At 67.7% G+C, this 22,496-nt stretch carries 19 protein-coding genes, 1 pseudogene and 1 riboswitch; of the genes and pseudogenes, 14 read left to right on the top strand and 6 right to left on the bottom strand.

What is annotated here, in order from left to right:
• Positions 1–29 precede the first annotated feature (29 nt).
• From IEY14_RS14810 to IEY14_RS14800, 3 genes are all read left to right on the top strand, one after another.
• Positions 30–482, top strand: a complete 453-nt coding sequence (locus IEY14_RS14810; RefSeq protein WP_188909760.1) for a hypothetical protein — start codon at positions 30–32, stop codon at positions 480–482.
• 62 nt (positions 483–544) lie between these two features.
• Positions 545–922, top strand: coding sequence for a CopM family metallochaperone (gene copM / locus IEY14_RS14805; RefSeq protein ID WP_188909758.1), 378 nt, complete (start codon positions 545–547; stop codon positions 920–922).
• A 187-nt stretch (positions 923–1,109) separates the two neighbouring features.
• Complete coding sequence (locus IEY14_RS14800) at positions 1,110–1,589, top strand: hypothetical protein (RefSeq protein ID WP_188909757.1); 480 nt, start codon at positions 1,110–1,112, stop codon at positions 1,587–1,589.
• On the opposite strand, the gene IEY14_RS14795 is transcribed toward IEY14_RS14800, so the two are convergent.
• On the bottom strand, positions 1,526–2,170 hold the full coding sequence (locus IEY14_RS14795) for a LysE family translocator (protein WP_188909755.1): 645 nt from the start codon (positions 2,168–2,170) through the stop codon (positions 1,526–1,528). The genes IEY14_RS14800 and IEY14_RS14795 overlap by 64 nt on opposite strands.
• A gap of 111 nt (positions 2,171–2,281) precedes the next feature.
• Here IEY14_RS14795 and IEY14_RS25945 point away from each other — a divergent pair.
• A pseudogene (locus IEY14_RS25945) lies at positions 2,282–3,064 on the top strand (phosphatase PAP2 family protein); the annotation flags it as partial.
• 68 nt (positions 3,065–3,132) lie between these two features.
• On the opposite strand, the gene IEY14_RS14790 reads toward IEY14_RS25945, so the two are convergent.
• Positions 3,133–3,561 (bottom strand): EamA family transporter, encoded by a 429-nt coding sequence (locus tag IEY14_RS14790; protein ID WP_188909753.1) that lies wholly within the window; start codon positions 3,559–3,561, stop codon positions 3,133–3,135.
• Between the two features lie 75 nt (positions 3,562–3,636).
• Between IEY14_RS14790 and IEY14_RS14785 the strand changes: the two genes are divergently transcribed.
• From IEY14_RS14785 to IEY14_RS14750, 8 genes are all read left to right on the top strand, one after another.
• Positions 3,637–4,857 carry an argininosuccinate synthase gene (locus IEY14_RS14785; RefSeq protein WP_188909751.1) on the top strand — a complete coding sequence of 407 codons (1,221 nt, stop codon included), beginning with the start codon at positions 3,637–3,639 and terminating at the stop codon, positions 4,855–4,857.
• A gap of 199 nt (positions 4,858–5,056) precedes the next feature.
• Positions 5,057–6,526 (top strand): Fic family protein, encoded by a 1,470-nt coding sequence (locus IEY14_RS14780; protein ID WP_188909749.1) that lies wholly within the window; start codon positions 5,057–5,059, stop codon positions 6,524–6,526.
• A 112-nt stretch (positions 6,527–6,638) separates the two neighbouring features.
• Positions 6,639–8,219 carry an alkaline phosphatase D family protein gene (locus IEY14_RS14775; protein ID WP_188909747.1) on the top strand — a complete coding sequence of 527 codons (1,581 nt, stop codon included), beginning with the start codon at positions 6,639–6,641 and terminating at the stop codon, positions 8,217–8,219.
• Positions 8,220–8,351: 132 nt separating this feature from the next.
• The gene (locus IEY14_RS14770) at positions 8,352–9,362 is read left to right on the top strand and encodes an LLM class flavin-dependent oxidoreductase (RefSeq protein WP_188909745.1); all 1,011 of its coding nucleotides are present in this window, start codon (positions 8,352–8,354) and stop codon (positions 9,360–9,362) included.
• A 50-nt stretch (positions 9,363–9,412) separates the two neighbouring features.
• Complete coding sequence (locus IEY14_RS14765) at positions 9,413–11,425, top strand: M3 family metallopeptidase (protein WP_188909743.1); 2,013 nt, start codon at positions 9,413–9,415, stop codon at positions 11,423–11,425.
• Between the two features lie 115 nt (positions 11,426–11,540).
• Entirely contained in the window at positions 11,541–13,022 is a 1,482-nt protein-coding gene (locus IEY14_RS14760) for a DNA recombination protein RmuC (protein WP_210318426.1), read from the top strand.
• 175 nt (positions 13,023–13,197) lie between these two features.
• Positions 13,198–15,027 (top strand): translational GTPase TypA, encoded by a 1,830-nt coding sequence (gene typA, locus IEY14_RS14755; RefSeq protein ID WP_188909741.1) that lies wholly within the window; start codon positions 13,198–13,200, stop codon positions 15,025–15,027.
• Between the two features lie 128 nt (positions 15,028–15,155).
• Positions 15,156–15,539 (top strand): PH domain-containing protein, encoded by a 384-nt coding sequence (locus IEY14_RS14750; RefSeq protein ID WP_188909739.1) that lies wholly within the window; start codon positions 15,156–15,158, stop codon positions 15,537–15,539.
• Positions 15,540–15,596: 57 nt separating this feature from the next.
• Here the strand turns inward: IEY14_RS14750 and IEY14_RS14745 are convergent, their stop codons facing one another.
• The gene (locus IEY14_RS14745) at positions 15,597–16,655 is read right to left on the bottom strand and encodes a TerC family protein (RefSeq protein ID WP_244639488.1); all 1,059 of its coding nucleotides are present in this window, start codon (positions 16,653–16,655) and stop codon (positions 15,597–15,599) included.
• A gap of 451 nt (positions 16,656–17,106) precedes the next feature.
• Here IEY14_RS14745 and IEY14_RS14740 point away from each other — a divergent pair, with 451 nt between their 5' ends.
• Entirely contained in the window at positions 17,107–17,400 is a 294-nt protein-coding gene (locus IEY14_RS14740) for a type II toxin-antitoxin system RelE/ParE family toxin (protein WP_188909737.1), read from the top strand.
• On the top strand, positions 17,390–17,695 hold the full coding sequence (locus IEY14_RS14735) for an addiction module antidote protein (protein WP_188909735.1): 306 nt from the start codon (positions 17,390–17,392) through the stop codon (positions 17,693–17,695). The genes IEY14_RS14740 and IEY14_RS14735 overlap by 11 nt, the downstream gene beginning before the upstream one ends.
• Before the next feature lie 48 nt (positions 17,696–17,743).
• Here IEY14_RS14735 and IEY14_RS14730 read toward each other — a convergent pair whose 3' ends face one another.
• The 3 genes from IEY14_RS14730 to IEY14_RS14720 form a co-directional block, all read right to left on the bottom strand.
• Positions 17,744–18,211: a 6,7-dimethyl-8-ribityllumazine synthase gene (locus IEY14_RS14730; RefSeq protein ID WP_373288979.1), complete on the bottom strand. Its 468-nt coding sequence runs from the start codon at positions 18,209–18,211 to the stop codon at positions 17,744–17,746.
• Positions 18,212–18,277: 66 nt separating this feature from the next.
• Positions 18,278–18,427, bottom strand: a riboswitch (FMN riboswitch).
• A gap of 40 nt (positions 18,428–18,467) precedes the next feature.
• A complete protein-coding gene (locus tag IEY14_RS14725) occupies positions 18,468–20,129 on the bottom strand; it encodes a flavin monoamine oxidase family protein (RefSeq protein ID WP_188909733.1) in 1,662 nt (553 codons plus the stop codon).
• A gap of 215 nt (positions 20,130–20,344) precedes the next feature.
• Positions 20,345–22,489, bottom strand: coding sequence for a methyl-accepting chemotaxis protein (locus IEY14_RS14720; protein ID WP_188909731.1), 2,145 nt, complete (start codon positions 22,487–22,489; stop codon positions 20,345–20,347).
• Between the last annotated feature and the right edge of the window lie 7 nt (positions 22,490–22,496).

The following is a 22,496-nucleotide window of genomic DNA, read 5'->3' as shown; positions in this document are numbered from 1 at the left end:
GGCATCGCCTGCCCGCTTCGGCTTCGATCATGGTCCACGCTTCGCAAAGCCGCCCTGCCTCGCCCATTCGCTGGGCGCTGCGCTTCCTCGGCTTCTCGGCCGCATTGATGGGCGCGACCGGCATTTTCCTGCATCTGTTCGAGGATGACCCGGCGTCTCTCATCCTGATGAAACTGGCGGCCATCCCGCTATTGCTCCTGGCCGGCGAAACCATCAACGAACGAATGCCCCTGCCCGAAGGCCGATCTTTCGGCTGGGAGATCGTTGCCCATCAAAGCCTCTTCGGTCTCGTCAACGCCGCCTGGCTGCTGATTCTGATGTGGCAACCCGATCAGCAGCCCGCCAGGATGATCCTGTCGTTTCTCCTGACCTGGGGCATGTGGCCGCTGCTGATGGGCGTCATACGCATCCTGCCGAATCCGGCCGGCCGGAAAGACGCTGAATCGCGGCAAGACCGATCGGAACCGACGCGGCACCCTTGACCTTCCAGTCGCTGGAAGGCCCATCTCGGCCCGGTTGCCTGTCCGATTCCCGGAGACGAGACATGAAGACCGCCGCCCTTGCCTGCGCCCTCCTGCTTGCGGGCCTGTCCGTCGCCGGTGCCGAGGAGGCCGGGGGCGCCATGGACCATGCGAAGATGGGGCATGGCGCGATGGCGGCCGGGCCGGAGACGCCCGCCGCCAAGGCCTATATGGACGCCATGATGTCGATGCGCGAGCATATGGACATGGAGCTTACCGGCGATGCCGATCTCGACTTCCTGAAGGGCATGATCCCGCATCACCAGGGCGCGATCGACATGGCGAAGGTCGAGCTGCAATATGGCAAGGACCCGAAGGTGCGGGCCCTGGCCGAGGCGATCATCAAGGCGCAGGAGGCCGAGATCGCCGAGATGCGGCGCTGGATCGAGGAGCGGAAATAGGCCGTCCCGAGCCCGGCGGCCGCCCTGGCTGTCGTTCCGGGAGGCTTCGGCGCGGGGCGGCGATGCTTGCCTGTTCCCGTCGCGCGAGCCGCCCAGGACGGGATGAGCGGGCGCCGGGGCGAACGGATGGGGCAGGTTCCCGACAGGCCGTGAGAAGCGCGGCGAAATACTCTATCTTCTCTCGGCGATGCTGACCGTTCTCCGCCTGCTCTTCGTCATTCCCCTCGGCTTCGTCGCCGCCTGTCTCGCGGCGGCCGGCGTGCTGATCGGCCCGTTTCTCGGGCCGCTGCCCGCCTGGAGCGACGATCCGCTCTATCTCATCGAGCTCGGCACGGCCTTCGCCATCCAGGCGATGCAGGTCGGCTCCGTCGCCTTCCTGCCCTGGCTCGGCTTCGTCGCGGTCACCGAACTCCTTGGCCTCAGCTCGCTGATCCTGCATGTCCTGGCGGGGCTCGGCGGCGCCTTCGCGGTCCTGCGCCTCGCCTATGACTCCGCGCCGCCGAGCGAGGGCGTGCGCAATGCGGTTCTCGTCGCCGGTCTCGCCTTCGCCCTTCTCTACTGGCTGCTCGCCGGCCACGGCGCCGGCGGCTGGCGCGCCGCCTTTCAGCGGGACGAGGCGAGAAGGATCGAGACGGCGAAGCCCGAGAAGACCGAGGCGAAGACATAATCGATCGTCCGCATCACCTTCGGGCGGCGCTTCAGCGTCGCCGCGATGCGCTCGGCCGCGAAGATGATGCCGAGGCAGATCGGCACGCCGATGACGATGAAATAGACGCCGAAGAAGAAGAGCTTCGCCGAGGCATGCGGATCGCCGGCCGAGACGAAGCTCGGCAGGAAGGTGACGAAGAACAGGATGATCTTCGGGTTGAGGAGATTGATGCCGAGGCCGAGCAGCCAGTTGGAGGCGAAGGAGCGCCGCGCGCCGCCGGCCGCCGTCTGCGGGTTGAAGGACGAGCCGTGGCGGATCGCCTGCACGGCGAGCCAGGCGAGATAGAGCGCGCCGCCGATCTTGAGGAGCGCGAAGGCGGTCGGCGAGGCGGCGAGCAGCGCCGACAGGCCAAAGGCGGCGAGCGTCGTATGGATGAGGACGCCGAACAGCGCGCCGGTCATCGCCGCGATGCCGGCTCGTCGCCCCTCGGCCAGCGTACGGCCGACGAAGAGCGTCATGTCCGGTCCCGGCGTGATGGCGAGGATCACGGCCGCCAGCGTGAAGGCGAGGAGCGGCCCGGTCTCGGGAATGAAGTCCATGGAAGGTCCCCGGTCGATCTTCGATCTTCTACAGCCGCCTAAGGGACCGCGCCAGCCGCCGGAGCAGCAGAATGTCAGGCGGCTATCATCCGGCGGTCACGGGACCGTCGCATGCCCGTCATGCGGGCATGGCATCGCTTCGCGGGCCAGCAGGAACCCGCCGCAATGCCGCTCATCTGGTCGGCCCCCTCGTTTCCCCGTCGCGCGCCGAGGCGGCTCGTTCTTTGCCGTGCCGCCCGTCTCGGCCCCGTCCTGCCGGAGGCCTTGCTGCCGCGCCTGGCCTGTTTCTGGCTCGCGGCGAGCATCGCCTATGCCCTTCTCGCCCTTGCCTTTCCAGGGCTCGACATCGCCCTGTCGGCGCTCTTCGGCGGCGGACCGCAGGGCTTTCGCCTCGCCGACCAGCCGCTGCTCACCGCCTTGCGCGATTTCAACCGCCTGCAGCCCGCCCTTCTCCTGCCGCTCGCCGCCGGCCTTCTTCTCGCCAATGCCTGCGGGCGGCGCGCCGCCTGGCTGCCGCGCCCGCATCGCCTCGTCTTCGCGCTTCTCACCTACGGCCTCGGCGCCGGCCTGCTCGTCCATGCGCTGAAGGGAAGCTTCGGCCGGGCGCGGCCGGTTCAGGTCTACGAGTTCGGCGGCGAGCATGTCTTCACGCCCGCCTTCGAAGTGGCGCGGGCCTGTTCGCGCAACTGTTCCTTTCCTTCCGGCGAGGCGGCCTCGGCGCTGGCCCTCCTCGCCTTCGTGCCGGCGCTGCCTGCGCGCTGGCGCCCCGGCGCCGCCCTCGCCGGCGGGCTCTACGCCCTCACCTGTTCGCTCAACCGCGTCGCGGGCGGCGGCCATTTCCTGTCCGACGTGACGGCGGCCTGGCTGCTGATGGCGCTGGTGATGGCCCTCGTCTGGACGGCGGTCGCCCACCACGCGGCGGCGATCGACGCGGCGCTGAGCGGCGGCCGGCCCGCGCGGCTTCAGCTCCTCCAGGCGACGAGAACGGCCCCCGCCGCGATGAGCGCGACGCCGAGCCAGTTCGGCCCCGACAGCTTCTCGCCGAGAAACAGCGTGCCGAAGAGGGCGACCAGCACGACGGAGAGCTTGTCGATCGGCGCCACCTGAGCCGCCTGACCGAGCTTCAGGGCGCGGAAATAGGCGATCCAGGACGCGCCGGTGGCGCAGCCGGACAGTGCGAGGAAGAGCCAGCTTCGGCCCGAGATCGTGGCGAGGCCCTGCCAGCCGCGCGTCGCCGTCAGGATCAGGGCGAGGCAGGCGAGAATGACGAGCGTGCGCACGAAGGTGGCGAAGTCCGAGCCGACATTCTCGACGCCGATCTTGGCGAAGATCGCCGTCAGCGCCGCGAAGCCGGCGGAGAGCACCGCCCAGAACTGCCAGGTCCCCGCCATCGCATGCCCCTTCCGGCCCCTCGGCGCGGCGTGATACAGCCGGCCAATTTCACGGAACCTGAAGGACCAGGAAGCATGCCGGCACCCCGCGACGTCAAGAAGGTCGTTCTCGCCTATTCGGGCGGTCTCGACACGTCCATCATCCTGAAATGGCTGCAGACGGAGCTCGGCGCCGAGGTCGTGACCTTCACCGCCGATCTCGGACAGGGCGAGGAACTGGAGCCGGCGCGCCGGAAGGCCGAGATGCTCGGCATCAAGGAGATCTTCATCGAGGACGTGCGCGAGGAATTCGTGCGCGACTTCGTCTTCCCGATGTTCCGGGCGAATGCCGTCTACGAGGGCGTCTATCTCCTCGGCACCTCGATCGCCCGGCCGCTGATCTCCAAGCATCTCATCGAGATCGCCAAGAAGACCGGCGCCGACGCCATCGCCCATGGCGCGACGGGCAAGGGCAACGACCAGGTCCGCTTCGAGCTTTCGGCCTATGCGCTGAACCCGGACATCAAGATCATCGCGCCCTGGCGCGACTGGAGCTTCAAGAGCCGCACCGACCTTCTCGACTTCGCCGAGAAGAACCAGATCCCGGTCGCCAAGGACAAGCAGGGCGAGGCGCCCTTCTCCGTCGACGCCAATCTCCTGCACTCCTCCTCCGAGGGCAAGGTGCTGGAGGATCCGAGCCAGCCGGCGCCGGAATATGTCCATATGCGCACCCTCTCGCCGGAGGACGCGCCCGATCGGGCGACCACCATCACCATCGGCTTCGAGCGCGGCGACGCCGTGTCGATCGACGGCACGCGCCTGTCGCCCGCCACGCTCCTCGCCAAGCTCAACGATTACGGCCGCGACAACGGCATCGGCCGGCTCGACCTCGTGGAGAACCGCTTCGTCGGCATGAAGTCGCGCGGCGTCTACGAGACGCCCGGCGGCACGATCCTCCTCGCCGCGCATCGCGCGATGGAATCGATCACGCTCGACCGCGGCGCGGCGCATCTGAAGGACGAGCTGATGCCGCGCTATGCCGAGCTCATCTACTACGGCTTCTGGTTCTCGCCGGAGCGCGAGATGCTCCAGGCGCTCATCGACCGGAGCCAGGAGCATGTCGAGGGCGAGGTGACGCTGAAACTCTACAAGGGCAATGTCATGGTCACCGGCCGCTCCTCGCCGAAGTCGCTCTATTCCGACAAGCTCGTGACCTTCGAGGACGACCAGGGCGCCTACGACCAGAAGGACGCCGCCGGCTTCATCAAGCTGAACGCCCTGCGCCTGCGCACCTTGGCCAAGCGCAACGGGCTGTAAGAGCGCCTCGGGAGGGCCGTAACGAAAAAATTCGGAACGGCCCTTCCGTGCAAGAAAAAATGGCGTTGTAAAAGGAAAAATGCTCGGAGACCGCTTTGAACGCTTTTTGAAGCTTCCGAACTGGGTACAGATCGCACCTATGAGTTCACTCTCGACACGTACGATGCCAACAGCAGGTCGAGTGGCGGGGTATGGTCGCTTGATCGAGCAGTTGGGCCTGAACGTCCCGCAGCCCTACGAGGCTCACGCGGTCGCGGACAAGCAGGTTCATGTGAAGCGGGACGGATGGATCATTCATCCCTCGCCCCGCTGGCCCGGCGAGGGCATCGTCGACCATCTGATTTTCGCGCTAAAATATGAAGGCGTAAATCTCCTCGTCCTCAAGCGGGCTTTTCAAAAGACGGGTGAGACGCTGCTTGCCCAGGCCTTAACTGTAAAACCTGGCAGCAGCTATCTGCGCCGCCTCGCCTTCCTTTACGAATTTCTTTTGAACGAGAAGCTACCGATTCCCGATAGCGCGACCGGCAATTATGTTCCCGTTCTCGATGAAAGACTGCAATACGGTGCCGGAAACTCGGACCACATGCGGGATCTCATTCGATCGAAGCGTTTCCGTATCATCGCCAATCTTCCTGGAACGACCCGCTTTTGCCCGCTCGTGGCCCGGACGCAGAGACTGGACGCTTTCCTTGCCTCGAACCTGCCCGAGAAGGCGCGAGAACTCGTCTCGGCTGCGCCGCAGGACATTCTGGCGCGGGCCGCCGCCTATCTGCTGCTCGCGGATTCCAAGGCATCCTTTGAGATCGAGAAGGAGAGACCATCCAAAGCCCGCTTGGCTCGATGGGGCGCGGCGATCGGACGAGCGGGACGCTTCGATCTCAGCATCGAGAACCTGATCGAACTGCAGCGGGAAGTCATCGGCGACGCGCGTTTCATCCATATCGGCCTGCGAACAGAAGGAGGCTTCGTCGGCGATCGCGGCTCCTTCAACGAACCTCTTCCGGAGCATGTCAGTGCAAAGGCAGAAGACCTGATCGATCTTCTGCAAGGATTGATCGACTATGAGGGTTGGAGCGACTTTGCCGAGTATGACGGTGTCCTGGCGGCTGCGGCGCTGGCCTTTGGCTTCGTCTATATCCATCCATTCGAGGACGGAAACGGTCGCATCCACCGTTTTTTGATCCACCATGTACTGGCGCATCGCCGTTATACGCCTAACGGCCTCATCTTTCCCATTTCGAATGCGATCCTGCATGATCTCTTGACCTATCGGACGACTCTGGAGACGTGGTCGAAGCCGCTTCTTTCGGTGATCGACTGGCATCCAACCGAACGGGGCAATGTGGAAGTCCGTAACGACACGGCGGATTTCTACAGGTTCTTCGACGCGACGCCCCATGCCGAATTCCTGTTTCAATGCTTGGCCCGCACGATCGAAGATGACTTACCGCGGGAGTTGCGCTTTCTGGAAATGCGCGATCGCTTCCACCGTCAGGCGACGCAGGTGGTCGATATGCCCGAGCGGACGATCGATCTCCTCTTGAGCTTTCTGAGACAGGGCAATGGACGGCTGAGCCGACGCGCGATCGAAAAGGAATTCGCGGCGCTGACCACCGATGAGATCGGGCAGTTCGAAGACCTTTATGCCGAATTGACGACATCCGGCTGATCCGCTCTCCGGCCGGATCTTGCATCGTCATCGAAGGGTGACGGCGGGTTCAACGGGGCGTCATGGAACGGTTCTAATCCGCCTTCATCATTTCCGAAGGGTACGGATCTCCATGACGATCGTGATCAAGGGCGGCCTCACGCGCCGCGGTTTTCTCGGTAGCACTGCCGCCGGCGCCCTGGCGCTCGGTTTCGGCGGGCTCGCTTTGCCCGGCTATTCCCGCGCCGCCTCGCGCCCGCAGCAGCCGAGCGGCGTCCAGTCCGGCGACATCGCGGCCGATCGCGGCGTGATGTGGGCACGGGCCGACCGGCCGTCGCGCGCCGTCATCGAATGGTCCACCACCGAGAGCTTCAAGGACGCGCATCGCCTGCCGGCGCTCGACGCCCTGCCCGAAACCGATTTCGCCGTGAAGATCCTCGCCGAGGGCTTGCCCGCCGACCAGGACATCTTCTGGCGCGCCACCTTTACCGATCTTTCCGACGTCAATGCCGTGTCCGAGCCGCTGACCGGTCATTTCCGCACCGCGCCGACCGAGAAGCGCGACGTCTCCTTCGTCTGGAGCGGCGACACCGCCGGCCAGGGCTGGGGAATCGACGAGGCGCGCGGCGGCATGAAGATCTATTCGACCATGCTGAAGCACCGGCCGGACTTCTTCATCCATTCCGGCGACACGATCTATGCCGACGGCGTGATCAAGGAGGAGGTCGATCTTCCCGACGGCACCAAGTGGAAGAACGTCGTGACGCCGGCGAAGTCCAAGGTCGCCGAGACGCTGGAAGAATATCGCGGCCAGTATCTCTACAACCTGATGGACGCGAACATGCGCGCCTTCAACGCGGCCGTGCCGATGCTCGTCCAGTGGGACGACCACGAGGTGACGAACAACTGGTCGGATTCGAAGGTGCTGGGCGAGGCCTACAAGGAGAAGTCGATCCACGCCCTCTCGGCCAATGCCGCCCGCGCCTTCCACGAGATGATGCCGATCGCGACGAGCCTCCAGGAGCCGCAGCGCGTCTATCGCAAGGTCGCCTACGGCCCGCTGCTCGACGTGTTCTTCCTCGACATGCGCACCTATCGCGGCCCGAACGGCGCCAATCTCGAGGCGGAGGAAGGGCCGGTCAGCGCCTTTCTCGGCCCGGTGCAGCTCGCCTGGCTGAAGCGCGAACTGAAGGCCTCGAAGGCCACCTGGAAGGTGATCGCCGCCGACATGCCGCTGTCGCTCGTCGTCTGGGACGACTTCAAGAACAAAAAGGGCTTCGAGGCCGTCGCCAATAGCGAGAACGGCAAGCCGCTCGGCCGCGAACTGGAATTCGCCGCGCTCCTGAAGTTCATGAAGGACGAGAAGATCGCCAACACGGTCTGGCTCACGGCCGACGTCCATTACACGGCCGCCCATTACTACAATCCCGAAAAGGCCGCCTTCCAGGACTTCGAGCCCTTCTGGGAATTCGTCTCCGGTCCGCTCCATTCCGGCACCTTCGGCCCGAACGATCTCGACATGACCTTCGGCCCGGAAGTGCGCTACGCCAAGGCGCCCTCGGCCGAACAGGGGCAGAACCTTTCGCCGGCCGCCGGCATGCAGTTCTTCGGCCATGTGGCGATCGACGCCGCGAGCGAGGTGATGACCGTCACCCTGCGCGACACGGCGGATGTCGCCCTCTGGTCGACGGATCTCCAGCCGAAGAAGGCCTGACGCGCCCTTGCCCCGCCCGCGCCCCGGCACCGGGGCGCGGATGGTGGACGGTCCGTTCTCTGGACAAGGCTTGGCATCGCTCCCACCTCAAGGGCCGACGGGCCCTTGAAAGGGCCTTTGAAAGGCGCGGCGATGCTTCCCTATTCGGTTCTCGATCTTTCCAATGTCGGCGAGGGCTCGACGGCGGCCGAAGCGCTCGCCAACTCGGCCGATCTCGCCCGGCATGCGGAAGGGCTCGGCTATCAGCGCTTCTGGCTGGCCGAGCATCACAACATGACCGGCATCGCCTCGGCCGCGACGGCCCTGGTGATCGGCCATGTCGCGGCGGCGACCAGGACGATCCGCGTCGGCGCCGGCGGCATCATGCTGCCGAACCATGCGCCGCTCGTCATCGCCGAGCAGTTCGGCACGCTGGCGACGCTGTTTCCCGGCCGCATCGATCTCGGCCTCGGCCGCGCCCCCGGCACCGACATGCTGACGGCGCGGGCGCTGCGCCGCAATCTGGAAGGCGGCGACAGCTTCCCGCATGACGTGGTGGAGCTCATCAATTATTTCGAGGACGCGCCGGCCGGCACCCGCGTCCAGGCCTTTCCGGGCACGGGCACGAAGGTGCCGGTCTTCATTCTCGGCTCCTCGCTCTACGGCGCCCAGCTCGCCGCCCATCTCGGCCTGCCCTATGCCTTCGCCTCGCATTTCGCCCCGGCCATGCTGTCCCAGGCGATCGAGGTCTATCGCGAGACCTTCCGGCCCTCCGCCTTCCTGGCGGCGCCCTATTTCCTGCTCGCCGTGAACGTCTTCGCCGGGGAAAGCGACGAGGAAGGCCGCTATCTGCGCTCCTCCATGGCGCAAGGCTTCGTGAACCTTCGAACCGGGCGGCCCGGCCCCTTGCCCCGGCCGGTGGCGAATCTGGAGGCGATCTGCGACCCGATGGCGCTGGCCGGCGCGAACGAGGCCCTGTCCTGCGCGGCCGTCGGCGCGCCGGACACGGTGCGGCGCGAGCTTCAGGCCCTGGTCGACCGCCACCGGCCCGACGAGGTGATCGTCGTCGGCGCCATTCACGATCATCAAAAGCGGCTGCGCTCCTACACGATCGCGGCGGAGGCCTTGCGCTCCCTCGCCGTTTCGCGGCAAGCCGCCGAATAGGATCGGCGCCAGCGCCCCTCCGCCCCGCGACACGAAGAAAGGCGACGGATATGCGGTTTCCGCCTCTCGGCCCCTATGACATCCCGGCCTTCGACGGCCTCGACCGGGCGGGCTTCGGCCCGGCGCTGGACGCCGCCATGGCGGAGCACCGCGCGGAGATCGACGCGATCGCCGCCGATCCCGCCCCGCCAAGCTTCGCCAACACGATCGCCGCGATGGAGCGGGCCGGCACGGCGCTCGACCACGCGGCATCCGCCTTCTACGCGCTGGCCGGCGCCGATACCGACGACACGATCCAGGCGATCGAGCGCGAGATGGCGCCGAAGATGTCGCGGCATTTCTCGGCGATCGTCCTGAACGAGGCGCTGTTCCGCCGGATCGACGCGGTGTTCCAGGGCTCGGAGGATCTTTCGCCGGAAGACCGGCGGCTCCTGGAGCGGCGCCATCTCGGCTTCGTGCGCGGCGGCGCGCGGCTGGAAGGGGCGGATCGCGAGCGGCTGGCGGCGCTGAACGCCCGCCTGTCCGAACTCGGCACCGCCTTCTCGCAGAACGTCCTCGCCGACGAGAAGTCCTACGTCCTGCCGCTCGGCGCGGACGATCTCGCCGGCCTGCCGGATTTCGTGAAGGCCGGGATGGCGGAAGCCGCGCGCGAGCGCGGCATCGCCGGCTACGCGCTCACCCTGTCGCGCTCGATCATCGTGCCCTTCCTCACCTTCTCCGATCGCCGCGACCTGCGCGAGACGGGCTTCAAGGCCTGGATCGCGCGCGGCGAGACGGCCGGCCCGACCGACAACCGGGAGATCATCCGCGAGACGCTGGCGCTGCGCGCCGAGAAGGCGAAGCTCCTCGGCTACGAATCCTATGCCGCCTACAAGCTCGACGACGCGATGGCGAAGACGCCCGGCGCGGTGCGCGCCCTTCTCCGGGAGGTCTGGGACAAGGCGGTGACGCGGGCCGGCAGCGATGCGACGGCGCTTTCCGGCCTCATCGCCGGCAGCGGCGGCAACGGGGTGCTGGAGCCCTGGGACTGGCGCTACTATGCCGAGAAGCGGCGCCGCGCCGAATTTTCGATCGACGAGGCGGCGCTGAAATCCTATTTCCAGCTCGACCGGATGATCGAGGCGGCCTTCGACGTCGCCGGCCGGCTGTTCGGCCTGTCCTTCGAGCGGCTGGCGGAGGCGAAGGCTTGGCGGCCGGAGGTGCGCATCTGGCGCGTGCGCGACCGGAACGGCCGCGAGATCGGCCTGTTCCTCGGCGACTATTTCGCCCGGTCCTCCAAGCGCTCCGGCGCCTGGATGAGCTCGCTGCGAGACCAGCACAAGCTCGATGGCGGCCAGACGCCGATCATCTACAACGTGATGAACTTCGCCAAGCCGCCGGAGGGCGAGCCCGCGCTTCTCTCGATGGACGATGCCCGCACGCTCTTCCACGAATTCGGCCACGCCCTGCACGGGCTTCTGTCGGACGTCACCTGGCCCTCGCTGTCCGGCACCTCCGTGTCGCGCGACTTCGTGGAACTGCCCTCGCAGCTCTTCGAGCACTGGCTGACCGTGCCCTCGGTGCTGGAGCGCCATGCGCTCCATGCCGAGACGGGCGAGCCGCTGCCGGTGGATCTCGCCGCCCGGCTGGAGCGGGCGCGCAGCTTCGACGCCGGCTTCGACACGGTGGAATACACGGCCTCGGCCCTGGTCGACCTCGCGCTGCATGAGAGCGCCGAGGCTCCCGGCGACCCCGCCGCGCGCGAGGCGGAAGTGCTGGCCGAGCTGAAGCTGCCGCCCGAAATCGTCATGCGCCACCGCTCGCCGCATTTCGCCCATATCTTCGCGGGCGAAGGCTATTCGGCCGGCTACTATTCCTACATGTGGTCGGAAGTGCTCGACGCCGACGCCTTCGAGGCCTTCACCGAAACGGGCGACCCCTTCGACGCGGCGACGGCGGCGCTCCTCCTCGCCAATGTCTATGCGGCGGGCGGCACGAAGGACCCGGCCGAGCTCTATAAGGCCTTCCGGGGCCGCATGCCGAGCCCGGAGGCGATGATCCGCAAGCGCGGCCTCGCGGCCTGACGCGATCCTCCACCGGCGGCGATCCAGCACTCGCCGCCGGCTGGACCTTCGTTCCCGTTTCGTTTACGTCTGTTCGCCGATCATTCCCCGGCTGGATGCGAACGGAGCGGGCGCCATGCAGGTCATTCTTCCCATCCTGTCGGCGGTGGCGCTCCTGGTCGGGCTCGCCGCTCTCGTCATGACGGTGCTCGTCCACCGGCGCCTTGCCCGCCTGTTCGAGGCGGTGCCAGACGGGGACGCGCTTCTCGCCGGCCAGGACGCGCTGCGCAGCGGGCTCGTCGCCCTCGGCGAGGCCTATCTGCGCGGCGAGCGGGCGCAGCGCGAGGAAGCGCGGGCGACGCGCCAGGAAAGCACCGACCAGGGCCGGGCGCTGCGCGAGGAAGTGGCGCATAACATCGACCGGCTGGCGGATAGCCTGTCGCGCCGGCTCGGCGAATTGACGCTGTCGCAGCAGGCGCAGTTCGAGGCCTTTGCCGGGCAGCTGCGCCAGAGCGCCGCCGATTCCGCCCATCGCCTGAAGGAAAGCCAGGAGGATTTCGGCACGCGCCTCGCGGCGATCGACGAGGCGAACCGCCAGGCGGGCGAGGCGCTGCGGGCCGGCGTCGAGACGCAGCTTGCGACGCTGCGCCAGGAGAACCAAGCCAAGCTGGAGGAGATGCGCCGCACCGTCGACGAGAAGCTGCAGGGCACCCTGGAACAGCGGCTCGGCGAAAGCTTCAAGCTCGTCTCGGAGCGGCTGGAAGCGGTGCACAAGGGGCTCGGCGAGATGCAGGCGCTGGCGACCGGCGTCGGCGACCTGAAGCGCGTCCTCACCAATGTGAAGTCGCGCGGCACCTGGGGCGAGGTGCAGCTCGGCGCGCTGCTCGAACAGATGCTGGCGCCCGGCCAGTTCGTTCTCAACGCCGCGACCGGCGGCAAGGGATCGGAGCGGGTCGAATATGCGATCCGCCTGCCCGGCCACGAGGAAGGGCGGGAAGTGCTCCTGCCGCTCGACGCCAAGTTCCCGATTGAGGATTACGAGCGGCTCCAGGCGGCGTCCGACGGCGGCGATGCCGGGGCGGTGGAGGCGGCGGCGCGGGCGCTGGAGGCGCGGGTGCGGGCCTCGGCCCGCGAGATCTCCGAGAAATACGTCAATCCGCCGGTGACGACCGATTTCGCCATTCTCTTCCTGCCGACGGAAGGGCTCTATGCCGAGATCATTCGCCGGCCGGGTCTCTGCGACGCGCTCCAGCGCGACTATCGCATCACCGTCGCCGGCCCGACGACGCTGACCGCCATCCTTTCCTCGCTGCAGATGGGCTTCAAGACGCTCGCGATCCAGAAGCGTTCCGGCGAGGTCTGGCAGGTGCTGGGCGGGGTGAAGGCCGAGTTCGGCAAGTTCGGGCCCGTCCTGGAGAAGGTGAAGAAGAAGCTCCAGGAGGCGAGCGACCAGATCGACCGGGTGGAGGTGAGAAAGCGCGCCATCGACCGCAAGCTGCGCGGCGTCGAGGCGCTGGAGATCGGCGCGACCGTGCCGGCTAGCCTCGCCGTGCCGCTTCTCGACGAGCCGGAAGAGGTCGAGGACGGGCCGGAGCCCTTCGTCGAGGCGGCGCAGTAGGACGGAGGCACCGGCGCCCCCGCATGGGTGCCCTGCCCCTCGCGCATCGCAAAGCGGGTGCGCGAGACTTTCGCGATTGCGAAAATTCGTGTAGGGACGGCCCGAATTCGCGGCGGAATGCGGTCTGAAGGCCCATGCGATCCGCCGGATACTCTCTCCGACCGGTGGATTCTTCATGAAGCTTCGCAACATCGCGATCATCGCGCACGTCGACCATGGCAAGACGACCCTTGTCGACAAGCTGCTCGCGCAGTCCGGCTCCTTCCGGGAGAACCAGCGCACCGAAGAACGCGCGATGGACTCCAACGATCTCGAGAAGGAGCGCGGCATCACCATCCTCGCCAAGGCGACCTCGGTCGTCTGGAAGGACACGCGCATCAACATCGTCGACACTCCCGGCCACGCCGATTTCGGCGGCGAGGTCGAGCGCATCCTGAACATGGTGGACGGCGCGGTGATCCTCGTCGACGCGTCCGAAGGCCCGATGCCGCAGACCAAGTTCGTGCTCGGCAAGGCGCTGAAGGTCGGCCTGAAGCCGATCGTCGCGATCAACAAGATCGACCGCCCGGACGAGCGCCACGAGGAAGTGCTGGACGAGATCTTCGACCTCTTCGTCGCGCTCGACGCCAACGAGGAGCAGCTCGACTTCCCGGTGCTCTACGGCTCGGGTCGCGGCGGCTGGATGGCGGAAGCGCCGGAAGGCCCGCAGGACCAGGGTCTCGCCCCGCTCTTCGACCTCATCCTGAAGCATGTTCCGGAGCCGGACACCGCCGGCAAGGACGAGCCCTTCAAGATGATCGGCACCATCCTCGAGGCCAATCCCTTCCTCGGCCGTCTCATCACCGGCCGCATCCAGTCCGGCTCGCTGAAGCCGAACCAGTCGGTGAAGGTGCTGGCGCAGGACGGCTCGCAGCTCGAATCCGGCCGCATCTCCAAGATCCTCGCCTTCCGGGGCCTGGAGCGCCAGCCGGTCGACTACGCGGAAGCGGGCGACATCGTCGCCATCGCCGGCCTGTCGAAGGGCACGGTCGCCGACACGTTCTGCGATCCCGCCGTCACCGAGGCGCTCGCCGCGCAGCCGATCGATCCGCCGACCGTCACGATGAGCTTCCTCGTCAACGATTCGCCGCTCGCCGGCACCGAGGGCGACAAGGTCACGAGCCGCGTCATCCGCGACCGTCTCCTGAAGGAGGCCGAGGGCAATGTCGCGCTGAAGATCGAGGAGTCGGAGGACAAGGACTCGTTCTACGTCTCCGGCCGCGGCGAATTGCAGCTCGCCGTCCTCATCGAGACCATGCGCCGCGAAGGCTTCGAGATCGGCGTCTCGCGTCCGCGCGTCGTGATGCAGAAGGACGAAGCCACCGGCGAGACGCTGGAGCCGATCGAAGAGGTCGTGATCGACGTCGACGAGGAGCATTCGGGCGTCGTCGTGCAGAAGATGAGCGAGCGCAAGGCTGAGATGAAGGAGCTGCGTCCCTCGGGCGGCGGCCGCCAGCGTCTCGTCTTCCTCGCCCCGACGCGCGGCCTCATCGGCTACCAGTCGGAGCTCCTGACGGACACGCGCGGCACCGCCGTGATGAACCGCCTGTTCCATTCCTACCAGCCTTACAAGGGCGCGCTGGCCGGCCGCATCAACGGCGTCCTCATCTCCAACGCCGCCGGCGAGGCCGTGGCCTATGCGCTCTTCAACCTGGAGGATCGCGGCCCGATGGTCATCGATCCGGGCGTGAAGGTCTATGAGGGCATGATCATCGGCATCCACAGCCGCGACAACGACCTCGAAGTGAACGTCCTGAAGGGCAAGCAGCTCACCAATATCCGCGCCGCCGGCAAGGACGAGGCGGTGAAGCTGACGACGCCGATCCGCATGACGCTCGACCGCGCCCTGTCCTGGATCCAGGACGACGAGCTGGTCGAGGTGACGCCGAAGTCGATCCGCCTGCGCAAGCTCTACCTCGACCCGCATGAGCGCAAGCGCTTCGAGAAGGCCCGCAGCGCCGCCTGAGGCGCGCAACAGCGGCATTCAGTCGGAGGCGGGGCCGCGAGGTCCCGCCTTTTTCATGTCCGCCCCTTGGCCCGCCCCTCCACCGGCCCGACATCTCGCCGAACACGATCGATCGGAGAGCGAGCATCATGGGTCTTCTGTCCGGGCTTCTCGGCCTTGCCAGCGATGTGGACGCCGAAGGCGTCCGCCGGGATCTCGAACCGGCACTGGTGCCGGACGAGAGCGTCGAGGTCGCCTTCGCCATCCTGCGCGATCTGGTGGTCTTCACCGACCGCCGGCTGATCTTCGTCGACAAGCAGGGAATGACGGGCAAGAAGCGCGCCTTCCATTCGATCCCCTATCGCTCGATCACCATGTTCACGGTGGAAACGGCCGGCAGCTTCGACACGGATGGCGAGCTGACGATCTTCGTGTCCGGCCAGCCGCAGCCGTTCAAGCGCGAGATCGCGCGCGGCGCCAATCTCGTCGGCATCCAGAAGGCGCTCGCGGCCGGCATCCTTGGCCGCAAGTGACGAAAAAGGGCGGGGCACCGGAGCGCCCCGCCCTTTCCATGTCTTCCGATGGCCGGATCAGGCCGCCTTGCGGGCGTCCGAGCGGCTCTTCAGGAGGCTCGCCACCGTCGTGATCACGAGGATGCCGACGATCACCATCAGCGACTGGTCGATCTCGATATGCATCCAGGAGGGCACCGCGATCGGCTGGCCGCCATTGAGGAAGGGCAGCGTGTTGGCCTCCACCGCATGGACGATGAGCTTCACGCCGATGAAGGCGAGGATCAGCGACAGGCCGATGCCGAGATAGACGAGCCGGTCGAGCAGGCCGCCGATCAGGAAGTAGAGCTGCAACAGGCCGAGCAGCGCGAAGGCATTGGCGGTGAAGACGATATAGGGGGCGTCGGTGAGGCCGTAGATCGCGGGGATCGAATCCAGCGCGAAGAGCAGGTCCGTCATGCCGAGCGCCAGGATGACGATGAACATCGGCGTGAAGAAGCGCTTGCCGTTCTCGATGATGGTCAGCGCATTGCCCCGGAAGTCGTCGGTGGTCGGCAGATGGCGCTGGAACCATTTCACCAGACCGTTCGGCTCATAGGCCTCGTCGGTCGACTTGCCGTGCTTCAGGCTCTCGACGATCAGCTTCCAGGCGGTCCAGAGCAGGAAGAGGCCGAAGAGATAGAACACCCAGGAGAAGCGCTCGATCGCCGCCGCGCCGAGCGCGATGAAGATGCCACGCATGACCAGCGCGATGACGATGCCGATGAGCAGCGCCTTCTGCTGATAGGCGCGCGGCACCATGAAGCTCTTCATGATGATGACGAAGACGAAGAGATTGTCGACCGAGAGCGACTTCTCGGTGATGAAGCCGGCGAAATATTCGACGCCGTGGTCGCGATCCCAGAAATGCAAGACGCCGACGCCGAAGAGCATCGCCAGCGTCATGTAGAACGTGGACCAGAGCGCCGATTCCTTGAAGCTCGGCTCGTGCGGCTTCCTCACATGGGTGAGGAAGTCGAAGACGAAGAGCGCGGCGATGCCGCCGATCGTGGCGAGCCAGACCCAGAGCGGCACCACATCGGGCGAGATGCCCGTCAGCGCGGTCTCCGCCGCCGCCGTCGATACGGGTTGTTCCAAGACTCCCTCCTTCGCGCCGGATCGTCCCGATCCGCAATTCCATCAAGGTCCCCACACCGGCACCGGCCGGCAAGGGGCTGCCGTCGCCCGAGGAACCGATCCCTCGGGCGACGGCAGCCCCTCAGAAGGAGGCGATGGCGAAGGCGCGAGGTCGCGCGCTGGCGGCAAGGACAGACCAGCCAGCGCCCGCCAGACGGCGCGAAGGCAGGACACGAGCCGAGGAGCCGGCAACGGAGAGGAGAGGGAAGGCCGCGATCACGTCGGGTCTCCGATGTCGGCACGCGCTCGTCACGCGATCCGACATCACGGAAGGGCCGACACCTTCCGCCAGAGGGGCCCGGATCAGGGGTTCACTGGCGAAATGGTGTTGCACCACGAAAACTTCAAGCGGCCTCTCCTGAGAATTCGCAGACCGATCGCAGGTTTGCGTCTCGTGAACTACAGTTCACATATGTTCGAGCTTCGCCAGACCGCGAGCTTTCGGAAATGGCTGATCGGTCTTCGCGACCGGCAAGCCTACCGTCGCATCGTGCGACTCGAACGCGGCCAGTTCGGAGACGCCAAGTTTTTCGACGGCCTCGGTGAACTGCGGATCGACCATGGCCCGGGCTATCGGGTCTATTTCATGCGACGCGGCAAGATGCTGGTGATCCTTCTGTGCGGCGGCGACAAATCAAGTCAGGGCCGTGACATCGAGGCGGCCCGCCGGCTCGCGTCCCAATGGGAATCCGATCATGGCGATTGAAACCATCCCCTTCGATGCCGCCGAATTTCTCGATTCATCCGAGGCACAGGCGGAGTTTCTCGACGAAGCCTTTCGAGAAGGCGATCCCGCGGCCATCGCCCATGCCCTCGGCATCGTGGCGCGGGCGCGCGGAATGACCCTCGTCGCGAAAGAGGCCGGCGTCACCCGCGAAGCTCTCTACAAGGCTCTGAGCCCGGCGGGCGATCCGAAGCTTTCGACGCTTCTGGGGGTCGTCAAGGCCTTGGGACTGACGCTGCACACATCGTCCCTCGCCCACGAAGCGAAGGCTGGATGAGACGCGCGCGGGACGGCGCCGTCCCGCGCGACGATCCGTTCTTCCGTCTCAGGCGGCGCTGCGCAGCGGGTCGAGGGCGGCGCGGCGCGTCGCGCCGATCATGAGGGCGGCGCGGGCCGCCTCCCGGCCCTTCTCCACGAAATGCTCGCGGAAGATGCCGATATGATGCGGCGTTTCCTGGAAGTGATGCGGCGTCAGCGAGACCGAGAGCACCGGCACGCCGGTGTCGAGCCCGGCGCGCATCAGGCCGTCGACCACCGCCTGGGCGACGAAGTCGTGCCGGTAGATGCCGCCGTCGACGACGAGCGCCGCCGCCGCCACCGCCGCGTAGCGGCCGGTCGCGGCGAGATCGCGCGCCATCAGCGGCAGTTCGAAGGCGCCGGGCACGTCGAAGACGTCGACCTCGGCGGCGGGAATGATCTCGGTGAAGCCGACGAGCGCGCGCTCGACGATCTCCTTGTGCCAATTGGCCTTCACGAATGCATAGCGGGCGGATGCCACGGCGATCCCCTTCATGGGTTGACGACATGTCCGCCAAGGCGATCGCATGCGCGACCGGTCGCCGGTAGAGGCGCCCGTCACCCATGTTCTCTTCCATCCGGACTCTGACCGTCGGCCCAGGCATTCGACCTGGTCTGCCCGCCCCCGCCGAAGGCGAGGCCCGAGCTCGCGGGCTCGCGGCCGAGGCCGCCTACCGCCGGTGGGGACTTCCACCCCGCCCTGAGAACGCGAGAAGGCTAGCGGCGACGCGGCTGGAACGCAACCGCCTCCCTCACTCGCCGAGGGCGACCGGCTTCAGCCGGTCCCAGACATCGCCGGGGCCGGGATTGTCGGCCGGGCTGCGGCCGCCGAAATGGGCCATGATGCCCCAGACGGCGTTCAGCGCCGTCTGCACCGCGCCCTCCACCCAGGCCGGCGTCCAGGAGACGTCGTCGCCGGCGAGGAAGATGCCGCGCTCCGTCGCCGGCAGGTCCTTCTGCATGAAATGCGAATACATGCGGTGATTGTAGCGGTAATGGCCGGGCAGCGCTCCCTTGAAGGCGCCGAGGAAGTTGGGATCCGCCTCCCAGGACACGGTGATCGGATCGCCGACGATATGCGAGGCGATGTCGAGCGTCGGATAGACCTGTCTCAGTGCCGACAGCGCCAGCCGCACCCGCTGGTCCACCGGCAGCGGCAGCATCTTCAGCGCGTCCGACATCCAGGAATAGGTCAGGCAGATCACGCCCGGCTGGTCCGGGCCGTTGTCGAAGAGATAGGTGCCGCGCGTCAGCCGGTCGGTCAGCGTCATCGACATCGCGTCGCGGCCGGTCAGCGGGTCCTTGTCGCGCCAGAAGGGCCGGTCGACCATCACGAAGGTCTTGGAAGACTGCATGTAGCGCGTGCGGTCGAGCGCCATCCAGAGCTTGTGGCTGAACAGGCTCTCGTCGGTGGCGATGGACGTGGTGAGGAGCCAGCTCTGGCAGGTGGCGAGCACGGCGGCGAAGGCCTGGCGCCGGCCCCAGCGGTCCGTCACCTCGATGCGCCCGTCCGGCAGGCGCTTCAGCGCCGCGACGCCCGGGCGCGGCGCGCCCCGGTGCAGGCTGGCGAGCGAGGTGCCCTTCGGCCAATGCGCCATCCGTTCGGGCGTCGCGCGCCAGAGGCCGTGCGGCACCTGCCCGACGCCGCCGACGACGAGATGCTGGTCCGTGTCGAATTCGAGCGCGTTGACGCGCAGGATCTCCAGCATGGAATTCGGAAAGTCCGAATCCCAGCCGCCGGTGCCGAAGCCGACCTGGCCGAAGACCTCGCGATGGTGGAAGGACAGGCGCTGGAAGGCGTCGGAATTGGTGACGAAGTCGTAGAAGGTGCGCTCGTCCCAGAGATGCACGAGCGGCTCCCAGAGGGCGCGCACGGCCTCGGCATCGCGGGCGCGGATGGCGCGGCGCATGGCGGCGAAGGAGAAGGCCTCTTCCAGCGCCGCCTCGTAGGCCTCGGCCACCTCGGAAAAGAGCGGCGGCAGGTCGGCGAGCGTCTCGGCATAATAGGTCCGGCCCTCGAGATCGATCACCGTCGAGCCGGCCGCCGGGGTCAGTGGATTGGGAAAGGGCTTGGTCGCGAGGCCGAGCCCGTCGACATAATGGAAGAAAGCCGTGGAGGAGCGCGGGAAGCGCATGCCGCCGAGCTCGGCGACGATGCCCTCCGCGCCCTGGAAGGCCTGGCTGCGCAGCCGGCCGCCGAGCAGCCCCGCCTCGTAGAGCACCGGCTTCAGGCCGAGCCGCATCAGCTCGTAGCCCGCGACGATGCCGGAAATGCCGGCGCCGACGATCGCCACCTCCTCGCCATGGCGCTCGGGCGGCACGGCGCCGAGCCCGGCGGGATGGCGCAGCCAGCCCTCGAAGTCGAAGGGAAAGTCGGGGCCGAAGCCGACGCCGGGTTCCGGAAGCACGGTCATGGGCAAGGCTTACGATCCGGCGCGGCGCCGGGCAACGGCGTAAGAACCCGCCTCCGCCCCTTTCGACCGGGGCGCGTCACGCCCGGAAGGGCGCGGCCTCGGCGAGAAGGCGGCCGCGAGGCTCGGTCATGGATCGGTCCCGGCGAGCCGTCGCCGGGCGGTTCCGCCCTTTCCGGCGCTTGCGGCCGGCCGAGGCCGCGATCGTCCCGTTGTCGTCAGGCGGCCCGCGCATAGGCGGCCGGCGCCGCCTCAACGCGGAAGCGGTCGACCATGTCGCTGAGATTTCTCGCCTCGCCGATGAGCGCGCGCGTTGCGGCCGTCGTCTCCTCCACCATGGCCGCGTTCTGCTGGGTGACCTTGTCCATCTGGTCGACGGCCTCGTTGACCTCGGCGAGCCCGCTCGCCTGGTCGCGGGCGGAGGCGGCGATGCCGGACACGATCTCATTGATCCGCATGACGCGGCCGGCGATGCGGGTCAGCGCCTCGCCCGCCTGGTGGACCAGCGCGACGCCGTTCCCGACCTCGCGCGAGGCGGTGGAGATGAGGCCCTTGATCTCCTTCGAGGCCTCGGCCGAGCGCTGGGCCAGGGCGCGCACTTCCTGCGCGACGACCGCGAAGCCGCGTCCCGCCTCGCCGGCCCGCGCGGCTTCCACGCCGGCATTCAACGCGAGAAGGTTGGTCTGGAAGGCGATCTCGTCGATCACCCCGATGATGCGCTCGATCTTGCCGGACGAGGCCTCGATCTCGGCCATGGCGGCGACGGCGCTCGAAACGGTGCCGCCCGAGGCCTCGGCATCGGCCTTCGCCTCGCCGACGGCGGCCTGGGCGACGCGCGCGCTTTCGGAGGTCTGGCGCACGGCCTCGGTGATGCCGCTCAAGGTCGCCGCCGTCTCCTCCAGGCTCGCCGCCTGCGTCTCGGTGCGGCGCGACAGGTCGCCCGCCGCCTGACCGATCTCGCGCGAGCCGGACGCGATGCCCCCCGCCCCGGCCGCGACGCCGGCCACGGCCGCCTGCAGGGCGGCGATGGCGCTGTTGAAGTCCTGCCGCAGCGTCTCGTATTCGCCGGGCATCGTCTCGTCGAGCCGCATGGTCAGGTCGCCCTCGGCCAGGGCGTGCAGCCCGGCGCCGAGCTTGGCGGCGACGAAGGCGCGCTCGGCCGAGATGGCGCGGGCGGCGGCTTCCGCCTCGGCCCGGCGCCGGTCCTCCTCCTCGCGGCGGCGCGCGTCCTCGGCGCTGGCGGCGAGATCGCGCCGCTCGATCGCGGCGGTCTTGAACACCTGCATCGCGCCGGCCATCGCGCCGATCTCGTCGCGGCGGGCCGTGCCGGGGATCGCGACGGCGAGATCGCCCGCCGCCAGTTGGCGCATCGCGCCGGTCATGGCCCGGATCGGGCGCACGATGCCGCGACCGATGAGCAGCGCCACGGCGATGCCGAAGAACAGCGCGACGCCGGCGACGATCACCGTCGTCTGGCGCGAGCCCTCGGCGATCGCCCCGGCGGAGCGCTTGGTCTCTTCCATCCGCGCCGCCTCGGCCCCGCGCATGGCGCCGATCTCCGTGGCGAGCGCCGCGTCGAGCCGGGTCTGTTCGGCGACGGCCGCTTCGCGCTTCCCCACGGCGGCGCGCATGTTCTTCAGCGTCGCGAACAGCGTCGCCAGGTTCTTGCGCCCGTCGGTGACGAGCGGATGGTTGGCGATGTCGCCCATGCGGCGGAATTGATCGAACTTGCGCTCGGCGTCGCGCAGCGCCGCCTGCGCCTCCGCCGCGTCGTCGTCATTGCCGGAGGTGATGAAGCCGCGCATCAGCATGCGCGCCGTCAGCACCTTGTCCTGGATGGTGGCGATGGCCGAGACGTCGCCGAACTCGGCGCTCCGGCGCACCATGGCGGCGACCGTGTCGGACATGGCGCCGACCGAACTCGCGGCCACCGCCGCCGCCTTGTCCGCCGCGGCCTGCGATGTCTCGATGCCGATGCCGCTCTTCAGCGTGCGGTCGTAGCCCTCGACGATGCGGTCGCGCAGCGCCGTCCAGCCGGCGCGCCGCTCCGGGTCGGCCGCCGCGATCTGGCGCTCGACGCTCTGCTTCACCGCCTCGTAGCCCGCGTCGAGCTCGCGCAGATTGGCGACCGAATCGGCCGCCAGGAACCGGCCGATCGCCAGCCGCAGGTCCAGGAGGCGGCCGGTGAGGTCGTCGGCGCCTGCGGCGGCGTCCGCCTGCTGGCCGAAGCCGGCGAAGGCGTCCTTCATGAGATCGATGCGGCTGACCGAATGGGCGGCCATCGCGACGAGGATGAAGAGCACCGCGCCGAAGCCGAGCGACAGACGGGCGCCGATGCCGGAAAGGAGACGGTTCGCGTTCATGACGATC

The sequence above is a fragment of the Aureimonas endophytica genome (genome assembly GCF_014642635.1).
Classification (GTDB): Bacteria; Pseudomonadota; Alphaproteobacteria; order Rhizobiales; family Rhizobiaceae; genus Plantimonas; species Plantimonas endophytica.
Note: the sequence above shows the minus strand (reverse complement) of the source record. Positions and strands in the feature narration are given on the sequence as shown.